The following is a 15,520-nucleotide window of genomic DNA, read 5'->3' as shown; positions in this document are numbered from 1 at the left end:
GCTCTCTTCTGTTGTATGGACAGCGAGAGAATCTCAACCACTGAAGCTGCGACTGTGGCAGCCACTGTGGCAACTTCTGAGTCTCGGATCGAGATCGTCTCTGAACGACGGCCAGCTTATAGCGCGGCCTTTCGCGCACGGGTCGTGGCGGAATCATCTGGCCCAGGGGTCCGGGCTCCAGACTTAGCGCATCGCTACGGTATCCACGTCAGCCTCATCTATCGATGGCGCCGGATGGCGAAGGCACAAACGATGGTGACATCCTCTGTCCCATCGCGGCGCAGGCGGCCGGACACCGTAGAGGCGGCCCCCGTGGAGGTGCCGGTCACCTTCATCCCGCTCGGGATTGTCGGACCTCCAAAGCCCAAGGTTCAGCCATCTACCGAGGCCCGCGGCACATCGACGCTCGGCATGGACATTGCCAAGGTTTCGCGGCGGCCCCGGGGGGCCGTTCCGCGGCGCGACAGGGATGAGCGACCGAGCATCATCGAGATCGACATGGCGGGCGGCACGACACTGCGGGTGGATGCGACCGTCGATGATGGGGCGCTCCGCCGCGTGCTGGCCGTGCTGCGGAGCCTATCGTGATCCAGGTTGCCGCGGGCACGCGGGTCTACCTGGCGTGTCGTCCTGTCAGCATGCGCTATGGGTTCGATGGTCTCGCGGCCCAGGTGGCACCGATCCTGGGCGTCGATCCCTTCTCGGGCCATGTCTTCATCTTCCGCGGCAAGCGAGCCGACTACCTGAAGATCCTCTACTACGATGGCTCGGGCCTGTGCCTCTTTGCCAAGCGGCTGGAACGCGGCCGCTTCATCTGGCCGCCGATCGTCGATGGCGGGATGGTTCTGACGCCCGCCCAGATGGCTCTCCTGATCGAGGCGATTGACTGGCGCCGGACGGTCGCACCGGAGGCGCCACGCACGCCGGTCGCGGTTTAGCGGAAACTGCCTTCGCCGCGCTGAAAAGGCTGTACCCGAGTGGCCGGGTCCGGTACAATGGTGGCATGTCCCTGGCGAGTGATCCTCTCCCGACAGATCCAGATGCGTTGCGGGTTTTTGCTGAAACCCTGCAGGCGGAATTGGCGCGCAAGGACGTCGAGATCGCTGCCAACGCGGCAGAAATCCATGCGAAGGCGCTCCATATCGAGAAGCTGAAGATGCAGCTCGCCAAGCTCCGGCGGGCACGGTTCGGACAGTCTTCCGAGAAGCTTGACCGAGACATCGAGCAGCTCGAACTCCTGATCGGCGACCTCGAAGAGGATGCGGGCGAAAGTGAAGCCCGGGCCAGAGCGGCTGTCACGGCCCTGCATGGTCGACCTGGTGCCGCCGAGCGCAGACATCCGGTGCGCAAGCCGCTGCCCGAGCATCTACCCCGTGAAATCGTCACCCACGACCCAGTCGGGGTTTGCCCGGGCTGCGGCGGCACCGTGTTCAGCCGCATCGGGCAGGACGAGCGTGATGTGCTGGAATACGTCCCATCCAGCTTCAAGGTCATTCGGCATCTTCGCCCCAAGCTGAGCTGCAGGTCTTGCGAGACGATTGTCCAGGCGCCGATGCCCACGCTGCCGATCGAGCGCGGGCGCCCGGGGCCGGGACTGATCACCCATGTCGTCGTGTCGAAATACTGCGACCACATCCCACTGCACCGCCAGGCGGGGATCAGCCTCCGTGAAGGGGTGGAACTGGACCGCTCGACACTCGCCGACTGGATAGGACAGGCGTTGTTCCTGCTGGCGCCTCTTGCCGAAGCCATCGGTCGTCATGTCCGTGCGGGCGTCGCTGTCCATGCCGATGACACTACGGTTCCGGTGCTCTCGCCGGGTCTGGGCAAGACCAGGACGGGACGGCTCTGGGTCGCGGTGCGGGACGAGCGGCCCTGGGGATCGGATGTGCCGCCCGCGGCATTCTACCACTACTCGGCAGACCGGAAGGGCGTCCATGTGGAAGCGTTGCTCGGCTCCTATCGTGGGTTCCTGCATGCCGACGGCTACGGCGGATTTACCCGGTTCTACAAGCCGACGACCCCACTGGGTGACGCCCCGCTGGTCGAGGTCGCATGCTGGAGCCATGCCCGGCGGCACTTCTACGACGTGCACCATCAAACGGGGTCGCCGATCGCCCTTGAAGCTCTTCACCGGATCGCGGCTCTGTTCGCCGTCGAAGGGCACATCCGCGGAAAGCCGCCCGACCAGCGCGCCTTCGCAAGGCGAGAACACGCCGAGCCACTGTTGGAGCAGCTCAAGCAATTCCTCGAAACAGAGCTCCTCCGGATCAGCGGCAAGAGCTCTCTCGCCGAGGCAATCCGCTACACCCTGTCACGCTGGAAAGCGCTGACCCGCTACGTCACGGATGGCAGGCTCGAGATCAGCAATAACGCCGCTGAACGCGCCATGAAACCTCCGGTCCTCGGAAGAAAGAATTACCTGTTCTGCGGCTCTGACGCTGGCGGACAGCGCGCCGCCTGCATGTACACGATCGTCGAGACGGCCAAGATGAACGGCATCAACCCTCAGGCCTATTTAACCGATATCATCGGAAGGATCGCCGACCATCCTATTCACAGGATCGATGAGCTTCTGCCATGGCGATGGAAACCATAATCCAACGCTGAAGCCGATCAAACCGCTACGACCGCGGCCATTGGCCGACGCTTACCGGCATCAGCGCTGCACGGTGCACAAAACGGCCAACGTACTCGTCAAGCTGTGCATCGGCTCCCAAGTGGGGCTCTGACGCAATTTCGCTGATGGACAGTGTCATGCAGCGCCGATCAGCCGTGCTTCGAGCAGATCGAGATTTGCGCGGCCATACATCTGGCGCTTCACGAGCTTGAGCTTGGTGATCTGACCTTCGGTTTGGCCGTTCGACCAGGGCTCGATGATGGCGGCCCGGATCGCGGCCATTGAGCTGCTGCCGGTTTGGTGGACACGCACCTTAGCCTGACGCTTTGTTCCGCTCGAATTCCATAGGGCTGAGATAGCCGATGGTCGAGTGGCGTCGGCGTAAATTATAGAACCGTTCGATGTAGTCGAATACGTCGGCTCGAGCCTGGTCCCTCGTGCGATATACCTTGCGGGCTGTTCGCTCAGTTTTCAGCGAGGAGAAGAAGCTCTCCATTGCCGCATTGTCCCAGACATTCCCTGACCGACTCATGCTGCAACTAACGTTATGATCTGCCAAGAGCTTCTGGAACTGTTCACTGCTGTATTGGCTTCCCTGGTCCGAATGATGCATCAACGCATCTGGTTTGCCGCGGCGCCAGATCGCCATCATTAACGCGTCGGCCACCAACTGAGCTGTCATCGTGACGCTCATCGACCAGCCCACGACACGACGCGAGAAAAGGTCAATGACGGCAGCCACGTAGAGCCAACCTTCTGCCGTCCAAAGATAGGTGAAGTCGGCGATCCACTTCTGGTTCGGTGCTGTAGCTACGAATTGGCGGTCCAGCACGTTGGCAGCCGCCTCGTTCCGCTCGCCCTTGTCGGATGGCAGGCCTCTGCGGCGCGGTCGGGCCCGTAAGGCTTGCTCGCGCATGAGCCGCTCAATGCGGTGCAAGCCACACACGTCACCCTCGGCCAGGACGTCATGCCAGACGCGCCGGGCGCCATAGGTCCGGTCGCTGCCGACGAAGCTGGCCTTGACGTGCGCGCCGAGAATTTCGTCGCTGCGTGCCCGAGCGCTGGGCGATCGGGTGAGCCAGGCGTGGAATCCACTGCGTGAGACACCGAGCGCCTCGCAAAGCCACCGCACCGGCCAAATCCCTCGATGCTTCGCCACGAAGCCGAATTTCATATCGACTCCCTCGCGAAGTAGGCCGCGGCTTTTTTTAGGATATCGCGCTCCGCCTTGAGCTTTGCGACCTCACGCCGCAGACGATCTATCTCCTGCTGATCCGGCTTGAGCTGGCCCTGGCCCGGAAATGCCTGCCCAGGATCCGAGGTAACCTCCTTGATCCATCGTCGCAGAATGCTTTCGCCCACATCCAGGTCCCGGCTGGCCTGCACCAATGAAATCCCACGTTCATTAACTAGCCGGACCGCCTCCAGCTTGAACTCCCGGCTGAACTGTCGTCGCGTCATTTGCATCCTCCAATCTCGCGAAACACCTTAATCTCGGTGTCCACCAAACCGGCAGCAGCTCAGTGCTGCATAGACCCGCTCTTCCGTTAGAAGGCCGTCGGGCAATGGTTTGCGCTTCGGCTTCTCGGATGCGCCGTCCAGCTCCGGCAAAGGGAGCTTTCCAGAACGCGCCTCACCCTCGGCGCGGGAAGCCTCGATCTCCTCTAGCATCAGTTCGAACTGCTCGATCTGCCGGTCTATTTTCTCCGAAGACGCGCCGTGCTGCCGATGACGGAGCAGTTCCAACTGTGCGCGCAGAAGCCCAATAATTGAGTCGCGCTTGCTGACTTCAGCTTCTTGCTCGCTGAGTTTCGCCGCCAGATCAGCGACGAGCATGCGCAATGCTAATAGCTCGGGCTGACTGTCCAGCGGCGTCGTTTCCATGCCCGCAAACCTAGCCGATTTGCACTTGGAGTACCAGTATTTTGGCTGGATTTCCCCGCAAATAAGGCTTCATCCGGTTCGAGCGGGAGCCGAAGTCCATGCCGGACGACGCCAATCGATCCCTTCAATAAGCATGGACATCTGAGCCTGCGTCAGATGGGCAACGCCGTCTTTAGCCGTCGGCCAAGGAAAATATCCACGCTCAAGAACCTTGTAGAACAGGCAGAAGCCTTGGCCATCCCACCACAAAAGCTTGATCCGATCAGCACGTTTCCCGCGGAAGCCAAAGACGGCGCCGGACCCCGGCGCTTCATTCATCACCGCCTTGACCATCGCAGAAAGCCCATCAATGCCACGCCGCATATCGGTCACGCCGCAGGCCAGATAAACCGGCACATTCCCAGAAAGTCCGATCATGCTGCCTCCACACAAGCAACAAGCGACGACAGCACCTCGAGATCCATGTCCGCTGCAATTCTGAGTAGGCGACCATTCTTCAGGACGATCTCAACGTCTTTGCATCTCGACCGGCCACCACTTCGCTTGGAGCCCTCGCTGGAGCTTTCCAACGCTCCGATGAGCGAAACGGGGATGAACGATGCGATTTCCGGAGACTTTAATTTGGGCCGCGAGAACTTCCTTCGCCATGCGTATATCTGCTGCGGAAGAACGTCGTGCCGGCGCGCAACATCAGAAACGGTGCCATCTGCGCAAAATGCTTCCTGCAATATCGAAAGCTTCAGTTCTGTCGACCATCGACGTTGTCGCTCGGCGCCCGTCAGGATCTCAACCTTGGCCATTCGTACCCTGTTACGTCACAAATGAATCATCTGTGACGTAACTTGTGCTAATTTCGCACCTAAACAAAACCAGCTCACCGGACGCTCACGGTACTCCCGCCTCGACGGCGGCAACAATGACGGTGTCTGCCTTGGTCAGGTGATCGCGCCCTATGCCCATCAATCGGGCCAAGGTGCGGGCAGAGGGCGCCTTCCGGAGGCCCTGTACCTGCATCTGATCCGCGCGCCGACGCCGGGTTGTCCATTCGCTGACGACGCGCAGCGACCCGCGAAAGCCCTGATCCACGAGCCTGCGCCAGAGTTCGGCGCCATTGCGACAGCCCGACGCCCACTCGACATCCATCACAGGCAGGTAAGGCTCCAGGGAGCTTTGACGAATACGGAAGACGTCACCGTGGCCACCCCGGAGGGTCTGGCGCACCAGCTTGCGGCTATGCCGCGTGCGACGAACGATTTCTTTGATCGAGGACCCGGCCTTTTTGAGCTCCAGGATCTGCCGCAGGGTGTCCTCGCGCCGCAGAAAACCCTCATACTGGAGCCGTTCGGCTGCGGTCAGCAGGGCCGGATCAATCGTCGCCGCGCCCAAGGCATGTCGGACGGCGCGCATCGACAGGCGCACCGTGTCCAGGAATGCGGCGCTGGCGTTCTCCATCAGGTGCCAGCGATCAGCAACTTGAATGGCAGCGCTGGAACCCGGCGCGTAGTGCCGCACCCAACGCATGATCGTGGTGTGCGCCAGCGGCAGCCCACGCTCTGCCATCATCTCAACTACCTAGGTCGCGAAAGCTAAGCTTGAAGCGGAGATAACAACGAACGCATAGGATGATGATCTCTCGATCACAATGCCGACCCTTAAACAGCGTGTCCAAGCCCAGACACTAGCCACCGTTCCACCTTGCCTCAACCGCGACGCAAGACAATGCCACGCCAGAGAATCTTTGCACCAGAGCCGGGCGCCTCACCCCGCCCAGGCCGACCCGCGGATCACGCTGCAGAAATTGCCGCGCTTGAACGTCGGCTCCTTGTCGGCGATGACGTCGGCTTTCACATTGCCGAACGTCGTGTCCGGCTTATGCTTGATGCCGTCGTAGAACGCCTGGATGATGTGCTCCTTGAAATGCGTCGTGCGCGGATGGGCATGGACCACCGCATGGCGTTCGGCCTCGTCATACTCAGGATAGGTCAGGCCGAGCACATCCATCTCGACGCCGGCGGTGACGAGGGCGACGACGGGGTGCATGTGCTTGGGAATACCCGGCGTCGTATGCAGGGCGATGGCCGTCCAGACGGTGTCAATGTCGGACTGAGCAATCCCGTAGCCACGTAGGAAGTCCCGCGCCGCATTCGCGCCATCCACCTCGAACCGCTCGTCATGGCTGCTGTGCTGATGCACCAACCCCATGTCATGAAACATTGCGCCCGCATAAAGAAGCTCCAGATCGAAGGCTAGGCCCCGATGTTTTCCGGACAGCGCACCCCAGTAGAAGACACGGCTGGAATGATGGAACAGCAGCGGCGATTCCGTATCCCTCACTACCTCCGTGATGGCGCGCGCCAGCCCGCTGTCCGGGATGCTGACGCCTTCTATAATCAACGACATGTCCGTCTCTCCGATGAATTTAGCTGAACCAGAATCTAACCGCGCCCGGTTCCGGCAGCAATTGACGTGATCCGACGATATCTGCCAAAGTGACGCCGATCCAGACGCCGGGAAGCCTATGGCCAGGACCATCGCCATCGTTGCCATGCCGGACGTCCAGTTGCTTGACGTTTCGGGCCCGGTCGACGTCTTCGCTGAGGCGAACGTGCAGGCGGGCAGGGGCGTGTACCGTCTTCTCATCGTGGCAAGCGCGCCCGGCTATATCCGCAGCTCGTCCTCGACGCGGCTGGTGCCCGATTACGTTATCGGCGATCCGCTGGCCGAGAAGATCGACACGCTCCTCGTCGCCGGCGGCCCGCATGCCGCCGTCGTCACGCCCGATGCCACCGTCGTGGACTGGCTACGCAGCACCGCGCCCGCAACGCGGCGCTACGGTTCGGTCTGCGCTGGCGCCTTCCTGCTCGCGGAAACTGGCCTGCTCGACGGGCGGCGCGTGACGACGCATTGGGCCGTCGCCGCGGAACTTTCCCGACGATACCCCGCCGTCACAGTCGAAGAAGACGCGATCCATGTCAGGGACGGCCGTCTCCGCACCGCCGCCGGCGTGACCGCCGGGCTCGATCTGGCGCTCGCCCTTGTCGAGGAGGATGTCGGCCGCGACATTGCCATGAAGGTCGCTGGCCAACTCGTCATGTTCTTCAAACGGCCCGGCGGCCAGATGCAGTTCAGTCGCAAGGAGGAAGCGGCGCCGGTCGGGCGCTCGGCCCTGCAGGAAGTACAGCGCTGGGTCGCCGCCAACCCGGCGGCCGACCACAGCGTCGCCGCTCTCGCCTATCGCATGGGTCTCAGTCCGCGCCATTTCGCGCGGCTGTTTCGGAGCGAACTTGGCGTCACGCCCGCCGTCTGGGTCGAAACGACGCGCATCGCCGTCGCGCGGCGGCTGCTGGAGGAAGGGCGCGAAACCCCAAAGCAGGTCGCGGCCCATTGTGGCTTCACCGACGCGGACACTCTGCGACGCGCCTTCGTGCGTCAGGTCGGCGTGACGCCCGCCGATTATCGCAGGCGGCACGCGCATCTGGCGGTGTGACGGCTCAATCGATTCGGTCCTGCGCCGCCCAATCCTCCGCCAACGCGCCACCCTCTTCCTGCCAGAACTCCCGATCGGCGAGCAGCACGCGCGTCGCCGCGTTTTCGACATGGCGATGCGCCGCTGCCCGCGCCGCGTCCGAATTCTGCTCCAGGATCGCCTCATAGATACGCTGATGCTCCACCGCCACCGCTGAGGCGAAATCGACGCGCCGCGCCTCGTTCGCCCGCGTCAGCCGGATCGCCGCGCGCATCGGCTCCGCAAAGAGACCCACGAACTGGTTCCAATAGGCGTTGGACGTCGCACGGCCGATCGCGAGATGAAGCTGCAAATCCTCTTCGACGCCCGTGCCCGATTCCTGCTGGGCGCGATCAATGGCAAGCAGGGCCGCTTCGATGGCCGCACATTGTGCCTCCGTCCGCCGCTCCGCCGCCAGCGCCGCCATCTCCGCCTCGATTGGCCGCCGTACCTCCAGGAAGCCCAAAAGGCCGTCGATCGACCGCGGCAAGGAAACGCCACTGTCGGAGGTCGGGCTCGCGGCCCTTACACGCGCGGCGGTACCCTTGCGGGTCTCGATCAGCCCGTCCGCCTTCAGCCGCGTCACCGCTTCGCGCACAACGGTGCGGCTGACCTGGAACTTCAGCCCAATCGCCTGCTCGGACGGCAGCTTCGAGCCGACTGGAAACAATCCCCGCCCGATCCGCGCGCGCAGCGCCTCGGTGAGGTGATCAGTCCGGCTGCGAGGGCTCTTGGCCATGTCCATCCTCCGCTGTCGGGCGACCATAGCTGCTTTGCTAGAGCAGTAAAATTTGCCTTGCGCTCATCCGCGAAGCCGGTAAAGGTGTTATACAGCTTGAAGGCGACATAGACCGGTTCGGAGAAAATTGGGATGCGTCTTGTCGTTACCGGAGCCGCCGGCCTTCTTGGGCAGCGGCTCATCGCCGCCGTTCTGAAGCGTGGCCATTTGACCGGCTCCGACGGCGTGTCGGGTCCGATTACGCAGATCTTCGCCTTCGACAGGGCGGAGCCGAGCGGCTTTCAGGATGAGCGTGTCATTGCCGTAACCGGCGATGTCAGCGACCCCGCGCAGATCGCAAAGCTGATCGACGGTGACACATCAAGCGTTGTGCATCTCGCCGCCATCGTCTCCGGTCAGGCCGAGCAGGATTTTGATCTCGGCATGCGCATCAACGTCGATGCGACGCGCGTGGTGATGGAGCGGATCCGAAACGCCGCTCCCGGCGCCAAGCTCGTCATCACCAGTTCTGTCGCGGTCTTCGGCGGTTCCATGCCGGCCGTCGTGCCGGACAGCTACGTGTGGAAGCCGCAAAGCTCCTACGGAACTCAGAAAGCGATCAATGATCTGCTGCTCGCCGACTACAGCAGGCGGGGTTACCTCGACGGCCGCAGCCTGCGGATGCCGACCATCGTCGTGCGTCCGGGAGAGCCCAATAGCGCCGCGCCGAGTTTCGCGAGCGGCATCATCCGCGAACCACTCAACGGCTTGGACGCCGATTGCCCGGTTTCGCCCGACACCGTGCTGTGGCTGATGTCGCCGGAGCAGGCCATCCAGAACATCCTGCACGGCCACGAATTGCCGGCGTCTGACCTTGGCGGCGACCGTGTCATCAACATGCCCGGCCTGTCCATCACGGTCGCCGAGATGCTGCGCGCGCTGCGCGTCGTCGGCGGAGACGCCGTCGCAGACCGCGTCCATATGCGGCCAGACCCGAGGGTGGAAAACATCGTCAATTCCTGGCCCGGAGATTTTTCCGCGGATCTCGCGCACCGTCTCGGCTTCACGCACGACGTTGACTTCAATGGCGTGATCGAGGCTTTCGTCAAACACAATGCCACGCAGACGAGAGCCCACTAGATGACCGGCCATTCCTTCGGCAACCCCGCATCCCTGCCGCTCGGGCCGCTGACCGGTTGGGCGGATCCGGCGGAAGACGGCGTACGCTGCTACGCGCCCGACGGCGACTTGATTGGGAAAATCCATTTGCCGGAACGCTGCGCGAACTTGTGTTTCGGCGGCAAGAAAGGCGATCGACTCTTCATGACGGCCAGCACATCCGTCTATTCACTCTATCTGAATACGGCGGGCGCTATGCGGCCATGAGGCGACGTTGACGGTGCCGTAAGGTGCTGTCTAAGCTATCAAAGCCTGCATTAGAAAAACAAAAGTCAATGCCTAGGGGAAATGCCATGATGACGTTCAAACAAAAGCTTGCGGCGGCGCTGTCCGTCTCCTGTCTTGCATTCGCCATACCGGCCGCACATGCCGCCGACTACACCATCGGCCTCAGCGTCGCGACTCTCGCCAACCCCTTCTTTCAGGGCATGACGGCGGGCGTGAAGGCGGGGATCGCGAAGCATCCCAACCTTCATCTCATCAACACCAGCGCGAATGGCGATGCGAATACGCAGACCAACCAGGTCACCGACCTCATTAACCAGCATGTCGCGGCCCTGATCCTCAATCCGATCAACGCGAACTCCATCGTGCCGGTTGTCAAGGAAGCCAATAAGAAAGGCATCCCCGTCTTCACGCTCGATCGCGGCGCTGCCTGCGGCGGCTGCCAGGTGAACTTCCTCGAGACCGACAACGAGGCGCTCGGCAAGGAGGGTGCTGACTTCATCGCGGCGCAGCTCAAGCAGCGGTATGGCTCGATCAAGGGCAATGTCGTCGATCTCGAAGGCCTGCTCGGCACCACTGCCGGCGACGAGCGCGAGAAAGGCTTCGCGACCGAGTTCGAGTTGCTACAGAAGACTAACCCCGACCTCAAGCTCGTCTCCCGCCAGGCCGCCGACTTCGACGCCGACAAGGGCTTCAACATCACCACGCAACTTCTCGCCGCGCACAACGATATCGATGCGATTTTCAACGGCAATGACGACAACGCCGTCGGCGCCGTTCGCGCCATCCATCAGGCCAACCGCTTCGTGCCCATCGGCAACCCCAAGCACATCGTCGTTATCGGCATCGACGGCACCGAGCAGGGGCTGACGCTGATCCGTAAGGGCCAGATGGACGCTACGATGTCGCAGAACCCACTCACAATGGCCGAACAGTCGGTCGCCTATGTCGAAGCCTATCTGCACGGCGACAAGGCGAGCATCCCGGCGCATCAGTTCTGGCCGCATATGCTGCTGACCAAGGCCAATATCGATAGCCCGGAAGCCAAGGCCTACGGCCTCTGGGGCGATCAGGTCAGCCAGTGATCCGGAACCGCCTCACACAGGGCTCGTAGCATCGTGTTACGTCTTCTGGAGATGCAAGACATCTCCAAGGGATTTCCCGGCGTCAAGGCACTGTCCGATGTTAGCATCTTCCTCGACAAGGGGGAGGTACTGGGCATCGTCGGTGAGAATGGCGCCGGCAAGTCCACGCTCATGAAGATCCTGGCGGGCGTGTTCCCGGCGGACGCAGGCAATCTGCGTCTGGAAGGTGTGCCCTTCGTACCGCGCAATCCGCGCGATGCGCTCGACGCCGGCATCATCGTCATCCACCAGGAACTCAGCCTGATTCCTGATCGGTCGGTCGCCGAGAACATCTTCCTCGGTAATTTGCCCAGCGGCCGCCTGGGCGGCGTGCGTCGCGCGGCGCTGAACCGCGACGCCAAGCGGCTGCTGGAGCGTGTCGGCCTCGCCATCGCGCCGCAGACCCGCGTGCGCCATCTCGGTATCGCCCAGCAGCAACTCGTGGAAATCGCCCGCGCCTTGTCGCGGGAAGCGCGGGTCATCGTCATGGACGAGCCGACCGCGACGCTGACCACGGCCGAGCAGCGTATCCTCTTCGCGACCATCAAGACCTTGCGGGACGCGGGCGTCGGCCTCGTCTTCATCAGCCATCATCTTGAAGAGGTCTTCGAAATCTGCGACCGCGTGACCGTCCTGCGGGATGGTGCGGCCGTCGAGACCCGCCCGGCCAAGGATTGGACCGAGGCGAACCTCATCCAGGCGATGGTCAACCGGCCGATCGACGCGCTCTTTCCCGCCCGGGTTGCCACCCTCGGGAAGGTGCTGCTGGAAGTGGAAAACCTTACCTCCGAAGGCCGCTTCGAGGATGTCTCCTTCGAGGTCCGTGCCGGCGAGGTCGTCGGTCTCGGCGGCCTGATCGGCGCCGGCCGGACGGAGGTGCTCAAGACCATCTACGGCGCCCTCGCAACGACCAAAGGCCGCGTCCGCGTTCTGTCACGCGAAGCCCGCATCCGCTCCCCGCGCGACGCCATCGCCGCCGGCGTTGCGCTCGTGCCCGAGGACCGGAAAGGGGAGGGCCTGGTGATGCCCTTTACAGTCCGCAGCAATGTCGCATTGTCGACGCTCACGAAACTCTCCTGGTTACGGACCATTCTTGCCCAGGGCCGTATCGACAAGCTGGCCGAAAAGTCGGTCGCGGACCTCCGCATCCGCACGCCGAGCATCCGCCAGCGCGTGCAGTCACTCTCCGGTGGCAATCAGCAGAAGGTCGTGCTCGGCCGGGCGCTGACCACGCATCCAAAGGTCTTTCTCCTCGACGAACCGACGCGCGGCATCGATGTCGGCGCGAAGGTCGAGGTCTACCGTCTCATCAATGAACTGGCCGAGCAGGGCGCTGCGATCCTGGTCGTGTCCTCGGACATGATCGAGTTGCTCGGTGTCTGCGACCGGATTCTCGTCATGCGCGCCGGTCGCCTCGTCGGCGCCGTGCCGAAGGCGGAATTCAGCCAGGAGCGGATCATGCAGCTCGCGGCCCTCGGCTAGCGAACGGCTCCAGAACAGAAGGCTTCCGATGACATCCGCGCAAACGCCCGACACCCCCAACCGCCGCTTCGGGCTGACCTCGCTCACCCGCGCGGTCAATGAACTCACCATTGTCGTGGGTTTCGTGGCGATCTCCCTCTATCTCGCGATCACGACGCCTTCGTTCCTGACCTCGGCCAATCTGCTCTCCATCCTGCTCGCCAGCTCGCTGATCGGCATCGTCGCGGTGGGCGAGACTTTCGTCATCGTCACCGGCGGCATCGACCTTTCAGTCGGTTCGGTCGTGGCCTTCACGGGCGTCATGGCGGGCCTTGCGTTGAATGCGCATGTGCCCGTGCCGATTGCCGTGCTCATCGGCATCGGCATCGGCGCCCTGTCCGGCGGCTTCATCGCCTTCGCGGTGACGACCTTGAACATGAGCCCCTTTATCGTCAGCCTCGCGGTACTGGCTATGGCGCGCGGTCTCGCCTTCATCGTCACCAACGGCAACACGATCTTTTCCTTCCCGGACGCGTTCGACAATATCGGCGGCGGCAATATCGGGCCGTTTCCGGTCGCGGCCCTCATCACGCTCGGACTCTTCCTCGTGGCGGGTCTTGTGCTGGCGCGCAGCGTCTTCGGCGCGGAGGTCTACGCCGTCGGCGGCAACCGCGATGCAGCGCGGTTGGCGGGCATTCCCGTCATCCGCACACTCTCCATCGTCTACATCATCAGCGGCGCCTGCGCGGGGCTCGGCGGCGTCATCCTGGCCGGGCGGCTCGATAGCGCGCAGCCGATCGCGGCCACTGGCCTCGAACTCAACGCCATCGCCGCCGTCGTCATTGGCGGCGCGTCGCTCTTCGGCGGCAAGGGCAGCATTCTCGGCACGCTGCTGGGCGTGCTCATCATCGGCCTGATCAACAACGGCCTGACGCTCAAGAACGTTCAGCCCTTCTGGGTGCAGTTCATCCAGGGTGCCGTCATCTTCGGCGCCGTGCTGATCGACAGCCTCAACCAAAAACGTCGCAAATCCTAACGGGGAATCCAAGACCATGTGCGCAGATAAGGTTTCCCCCGGTCTCGGCCGCCTGAAGAACAAGGCAGCACTCGTCACCGGCGCCTCCAACGGCATCGGCCGCGCGACCGCCGTGCTATTCGCGGCCGAAGGTGCACGGCTCATCATTAACGATATCGACGCGGCACGCTTGGAGGAATTGCGTGCCACCCTCGCAGCCTCCGGCGCCGATGTCCGCACCGTCGTCGGCGATGTTTCCAAAACGGAGGACGCCCGCGCCATGGTCGCGGCCTCGGTGGAGGCGTATGGCCGCATCGACATCCTCGTCGCCAATGCCGGCATCATTCCCGAACTTGACCTGCTGACGGCCACGGCGGAAGACTTCGACCATGTCATGGCGATCGATGGGCGCGGCATGTTCCTGACCTGCAAATACGCAGCCGAGGCGATGCTCGCCTCCGGCGGTGGATCGATCGTCTGCCTTTCCTCCATCTCCGGCGAGGCCGGGCAGAAGAGCCAGGCGGTCTACGGCCCGGCGAAATTCGTCGCCTCCGGCATCACCAAGCATCTCGCGGTCGAACTGGCTTCGCGCAATATCCGCGTCAATGCCGTGGCACCGGGCACCATCGCGACGGAAGCGGTGAAGAAGCTGTCAGAAGCCTATATTGCCGGCGTCAAGGCGATGCACCCCATCGGCCGCCTCGGCCAGCCGGAGGAGGTTGCGCGCGTGATCCTGTTCCTGGCCTCCGATGAAGCGTCCTTCGTCACCGGCGTCGTCCTGCCTGTCGACGGCGGCTATCTGGCGCAATGACGGATAAGCCGATTCCTGCGCCCTTTCGGGCAGACGGTCTCGTTGCGGCCGTCACCGGCGGCGCCAACGGCATCGGCCTTGCTGCCGCGAAACTCCTCGTCACCATGGGCTGCCGTGTCGTCGTCACGGACCGGGACGGAGCGGCGGCGATTGAGGCCGCAACGGCTATCGGGCCGGACGTCGCCTTCGGCCTTGAGTTGGATGTCGCGAAGGAAGCGAGCGTCGACGCCGCCTTCGCGCAAATCGACGCAAAGGTAGGCCGGCTCGATATCCTCATCAACAACGCCGGCCGCGCGATCCGCAAACCGTCGCTTGAGCTCTCCCTCGCGGATTGGGATGCGGTGGTCGCCGTCAACATGACCGGCGCCTTCCTCTGCGCGCGGGCGGCGGCCACCCTCATGATCCGGGGTGGGGCAGGGGGCGTCATCGTCAACACCGCATCGATCATGGGCTTGTCCGGCGGTGGCCTTTATCCGAACATTTCCTACCAGACCACCAAAGGCGCCATCGTGAACATGACGCGCGCACTCGCCGTCGAGTGGGCGCCCCACAACGTCCGCGTCAACGCCGTCGCACCCATCTGGACGCGCACGGGTTTCATCGGCCAGCTTGAGGAAAGCCCCGAACTCATGGCCCGCATCCAGGCCGTCACGCCCCTCGGTCGCCTCGCGGAAGCGGAGGACGTCGCCTACGCCATCGCCTTCCTCGCCAGCCCCGCTGCCGGCATGATCACTGGCCACACGCTCGCCGTCGACGGCGGCTTCCTGGCGCAGTAGCGGCGCTACGCGCAGAAAATCGTCATGCTATGCGAAGGCATAGAATCTACGTCTTCCTCCCGTCCCGAAGGCGAGACGTGGCTGGCATGCCTTCGTAAGCCATGACGATCAGATGGGAATGCCGATCGATCAAAGACCGATTCCATCCCATTCAGGGTTCCGGAACAACAACACGAAGTTGTCCGCCTCACCCACCGCCGTA

17 protein-coding genes and 3 pseudogenes are annotated in these 15,520 nt (G+C 63.1%); 11 read left to right on the top strand and 9 right to left on the bottom strand.

Translation table 11 applies throughout. The annotated features are described in order from the left end of the window. Window positions 1-15: 15 nt before the first annotated feature. From QP803_RS10960 to tnpC, 3 genes are all read left to right on the top strand, one after another. Window positions 16-588, top strand: coding sequence for a transposase (locus QP803_RS10960; RefSeq protein WP_284944420.1), 573 nt, complete (start codon window positions 16-18; stop codon window positions 586-588). Beyond that, window positions 585-938, top strand: coding sequence for an IS66 family insertion sequence element accessory protein TnpB (tnpB, locus tag QP803_RS10955; protein ID WP_284944419.1), 354 nt, complete (start codon window positions 585-587; stop codon window positions 936-938). The genes QP803_RS10960 and tnpB (QP803_RS10955) overlap by 4 nt, the downstream gene beginning before the upstream one ends. Before the next feature lie 65 nt (window positions 939-1,003). Continuing rightward, on the top strand, window positions 1,004-2,599 hold the full coding sequence (gene tnpC, locus QP803_RS10950) for an IS66 family transposase (protein ID WP_284944418.1): 1,596 nt from the start codon (window positions 1,004-1,006) through the stop codon (window positions 2,597-2,599). Between the two features lie 156 nt (window positions 2,600-2,755). Here the strand turns inward: tnpC and QP803_RS10945 are convergent, their stop codons facing one another. The 8 genes and pseudogenes from QP803_RS10945 to QP803_RS10910 form a co-directional block, all read right to left on the bottom strand. Continuing rightward, a complete protein-coding gene (locus QP803_RS10945) occupies window positions 2,756-2,977 on the bottom strand; it encodes a transposase (protein WP_434082916.1) in 222 nt (73 codons plus the stop codon). Continuing rightward, a protein-coding gene (locus QP803_RS10940; RefSeq protein ID WP_284944463.1) for an IS3 family transposase occupies window positions 2,934-4,081 on the bottom strand; the annotation gives its coding sequence in 2 pieces (ribosomal slippage) (window positions 2,934-3,823 and window positions 3,823-4,081; 1,149 coding nt in all). The genes QP803_RS10945 and QP803_RS10940 overlap by 44 nt, the downstream gene beginning before the upstream one ends. A 39-nt stretch (window positions 4,082-4,120) precedes the next feature. After that, window positions 4,121-4,504: pseudogene (locus QP803_RS10935) on the bottom strand (transposase domain-containing protein); the annotation flags it as partial. A 69-nt stretch (window positions 4,505-4,573) separates the two neighbouring features. Further along, complete coding sequence (gene tnpB / locus QP803_RS10930) at window positions 4,574-4,921, bottom strand: IS66 family insertion sequence element accessory protein TnpB (RefSeq protein WP_284945633.1); 348 nt, start codon at window positions 4,919-4,921, stop codon at window positions 4,574-4,576. Beyond that, on the bottom strand, window positions 4,918-5,304 hold the full coding sequence (gene tnpA, locus QP803_RS10925) for an IS66-like element accessory protein TnpA (protein WP_284947775.1): 387 nt from the start codon (window positions 5,302-5,304) through the stop codon (window positions 4,918-4,920). Before tnpA ends, tnpB (QP803_RS10930) begins: the two co-directional genes overlap by 4 nt. 88 nt (window positions 5,305-5,392) lie before the next feature. Continuing rightward, window positions 5,393-5,983, bottom strand: a pseudogene (locus tag QP803_RS10920) (hypothetical protein); the annotation flags it as partial. 15 nt (window positions 5,984-5,998) lie between these two features. Next, a pseudogene (locus QP803_RS10915) lies at window positions 5,999-6,179 on the bottom strand (IS6 family transposase); the annotation flags it as partial. Between the two features lie 83 nt (window positions 6,180-6,262). Further along, a complete protein-coding gene (locus QP803_RS10910) occupies window positions 6,263-6,904 on the bottom strand; it encodes an HD domain-containing protein (protein WP_284947774.1) in 642 nt (213 codons plus the stop codon). A gap of 118 nt (window positions 6,905-7,022) precedes the next feature. On the opposite strand from QP803_RS10910, the gene QP803_RS10905 reads away from it, so the two are divergent. Next, on the top strand, window positions 7,023-7,991 hold the full coding sequence (locus QP803_RS10905; RefSeq protein WP_284947773.1) for a GlxA family transcriptional regulator: 969 nt from the start codon (window positions 7,023-7,025) through the stop codon (window positions 7,989-7,991). A 4-nt stretch (window positions 7,992-7,995) separates the two neighbouring features. On the opposite strand, the gene QP803_RS10900 is transcribed toward QP803_RS10905, so the two are convergent. Further along, window positions 7,996-8,748: a FadR/GntR family transcriptional regulator gene (locus QP803_RS10900; protein ID WP_284947772.1), complete on the bottom strand. Its 753-nt coding sequence runs from the start codon at window positions 8,746-8,748 to the stop codon at window positions 7,996-7,998. Between the two features lie 132 nt (window positions 8,749-8,880). On the opposite strand from QP803_RS10900, the gene denD reads away from it, so the two are divergent. From denD to QP803_RS10865, 7 genes are all read left to right on the top strand, one after another. Beyond that, window positions 8,881-9,867: a D-erythronate dehydrogenase gene (gene denD, locus QP803_RS10895; RefSeq protein ID WP_284947771.1), complete on the top strand. Its 987-nt coding sequence runs from the start codon at window positions 8,881-8,883 to the stop codon at window positions 9,865-9,867. Further along, window positions 9,868-10,113: an SMP-30/gluconolactonase/LRE family protein gene (locus QP803_RS10890; protein WP_350356083.1), complete on the top strand. Its 246-nt coding sequence runs from the start codon at window positions 9,868-9,870 to the stop codon at window positions 10,111-10,113. A gap of 86 nt (window positions 10,114-10,199) precedes the next feature. After that, the gene (locus QP803_RS10885) at window positions 10,200-11,216 is read left to right on the top strand and encodes a sugar ABC transporter substrate-binding protein (protein WP_284947770.1); all 1,017 of its coding nucleotides are present in this window, start codon (window positions 10,200-10,202) and stop codon (window positions 11,214-11,216) included. A gap of 33 nt (window positions 11,217-11,249) precedes the next feature. Next, on the top strand, window positions 11,250-12,737 hold the full coding sequence (locus QP803_RS10880; protein WP_284947769.1) for a sugar ABC transporter ATP-binding protein: 1,488 nt from the start codon (window positions 11,250-11,252) through the stop codon (window positions 12,735-12,737). A 28-nt stretch (window positions 12,738-12,765) separates the two neighbouring features. After that, entirely contained in the window at window positions 12,766-13,752 is a 987-nt protein-coding gene (locus tag QP803_RS10875) for an ABC transporter permease (protein ID WP_284947768.1), read from the top strand. Window positions 13,753-13,768: 16 nt separating this feature from the next. Next, window positions 13,769-14,542 carry an SDR family NAD(P)-dependent oxidoreductase gene (locus QP803_RS10870; protein WP_284947767.1) on the top strand — a complete coding sequence of 258 codons (774 nt, stop codon included), beginning with the start codon at window positions 13,769-13,771 and terminating at the stop codon, window positions 14,540-14,542. Then, window positions 14,539-15,318: an SDR family NAD(P)-dependent oxidoreductase gene (locus QP803_RS10865; RefSeq protein WP_284947766.1), complete on the top strand. Its 780-nt coding sequence runs from the start codon at window positions 14,539-14,541 to the stop codon at window positions 15,316-15,318. Before QP803_RS10870 ends, QP803_RS10865 begins: the two co-directional genes overlap by 4 nt. Window positions 15,319-15,520: the final 202 nt, after the last annotated feature.

Source organism: Acidisoma sp. PAMC 29798 (assembly GCF_030252425.1).
In the GTDB taxonomy this organism is placed as follows: Bacteria; Pseudomonadota; Alphaproteobacteria; order Acetobacterales; family Acetobacteraceae; genus Acidisoma; species Acidisoma cladoniae.
The sequence above is the reverse complement of the archived record's forward strand: the minus strand, read 5'-3'. Positions and strand labels throughout refer to the sequence as shown.

Coding starts and splice junctions, on each gene's coding strand:
- QP803_RS10960 (WP_284944420.1), top strand. CDS start 16: ATGGACAGCGAGAGAATCTCAACCACTGAAGCTGCGACTGTGGCAGCC.
- tnpC (WP_284944418.1), top strand. CDS start 1,004: ATGTCCCTGGCGAGTGATCCTCTCCCGACAGATCCAGATGCGTTGCGG.
- tnpB (WP_284945633.1), bottom strand. CDS start 4,921: ATGATCGGACTTTCTGGGAATGTGCCGGTTTATCTGGCCTGCGGCGTG.
- tnpA (WP_284947775.1), bottom strand. CDS start 5,304: ATGGCCAAGGTTGAGATCCTGACGGGCGCCGAGCGACAACGTCGATGG.
- QP803_RS10910 (WP_284947774.1), bottom strand. CDS start 6,904: ATGTCGTTGATTATAGAAGGCGTCAGCATCCCGGACAGCGGGCTGGCG.
- QP803_RS10905 (WP_284947773.1), top strand. CDS start 7,023: ATGGCCAGGACCATCGCCATCGTTGCCATGCCGGACGTCCAGTTGCTT.
- QP803_RS10900 (WP_284947772.1), bottom strand. CDS start 8,748: ATGGCCAAGAGCCCTCGCAGCCGGACTGATCACCTCACCGAGGCGCTG.
- denD (WP_284947771.1), top strand. CDS start 8,881: ATGCGTCTTGTCGTTACCGGAGCCGCCGGCCTTCTTGGGCAGCGGCTC.
- QP803_RS10890 (WP_350356083.1), top strand. CDS start 9,868: ATGACCGGCCATTCCTTCGGCAACCCCGCATCCCTGCCGCTCGGGCCG.
- QP803_RS10885 (WP_284947770.1), top strand. CDS start 10,200: ATGATGACGTTCAAACAAAAGCTTGCGGCGGCGCTGTCCGTCTCCTGT.
- QP803_RS10875 (WP_284947768.1), top strand. CDS start 12,766: ATGACATCCGCGCAAACGCCCGACACCCCCAACCGCCGCTTCGGGCTG.
- QP803_RS10870 (WP_284947767.1), top strand. CDS start 13,769: ATGTGCGCAGATAAGGTTTCCCCCGGTCTCGGCCGCCTGAAGAACAAG.
- QP803_RS10865 (WP_284947766.1), top strand. CDS start 14,539: ATGACGGATAAGCCGATTCCTGCGCCCTTTCGGGCAGACGGTCTCGTT.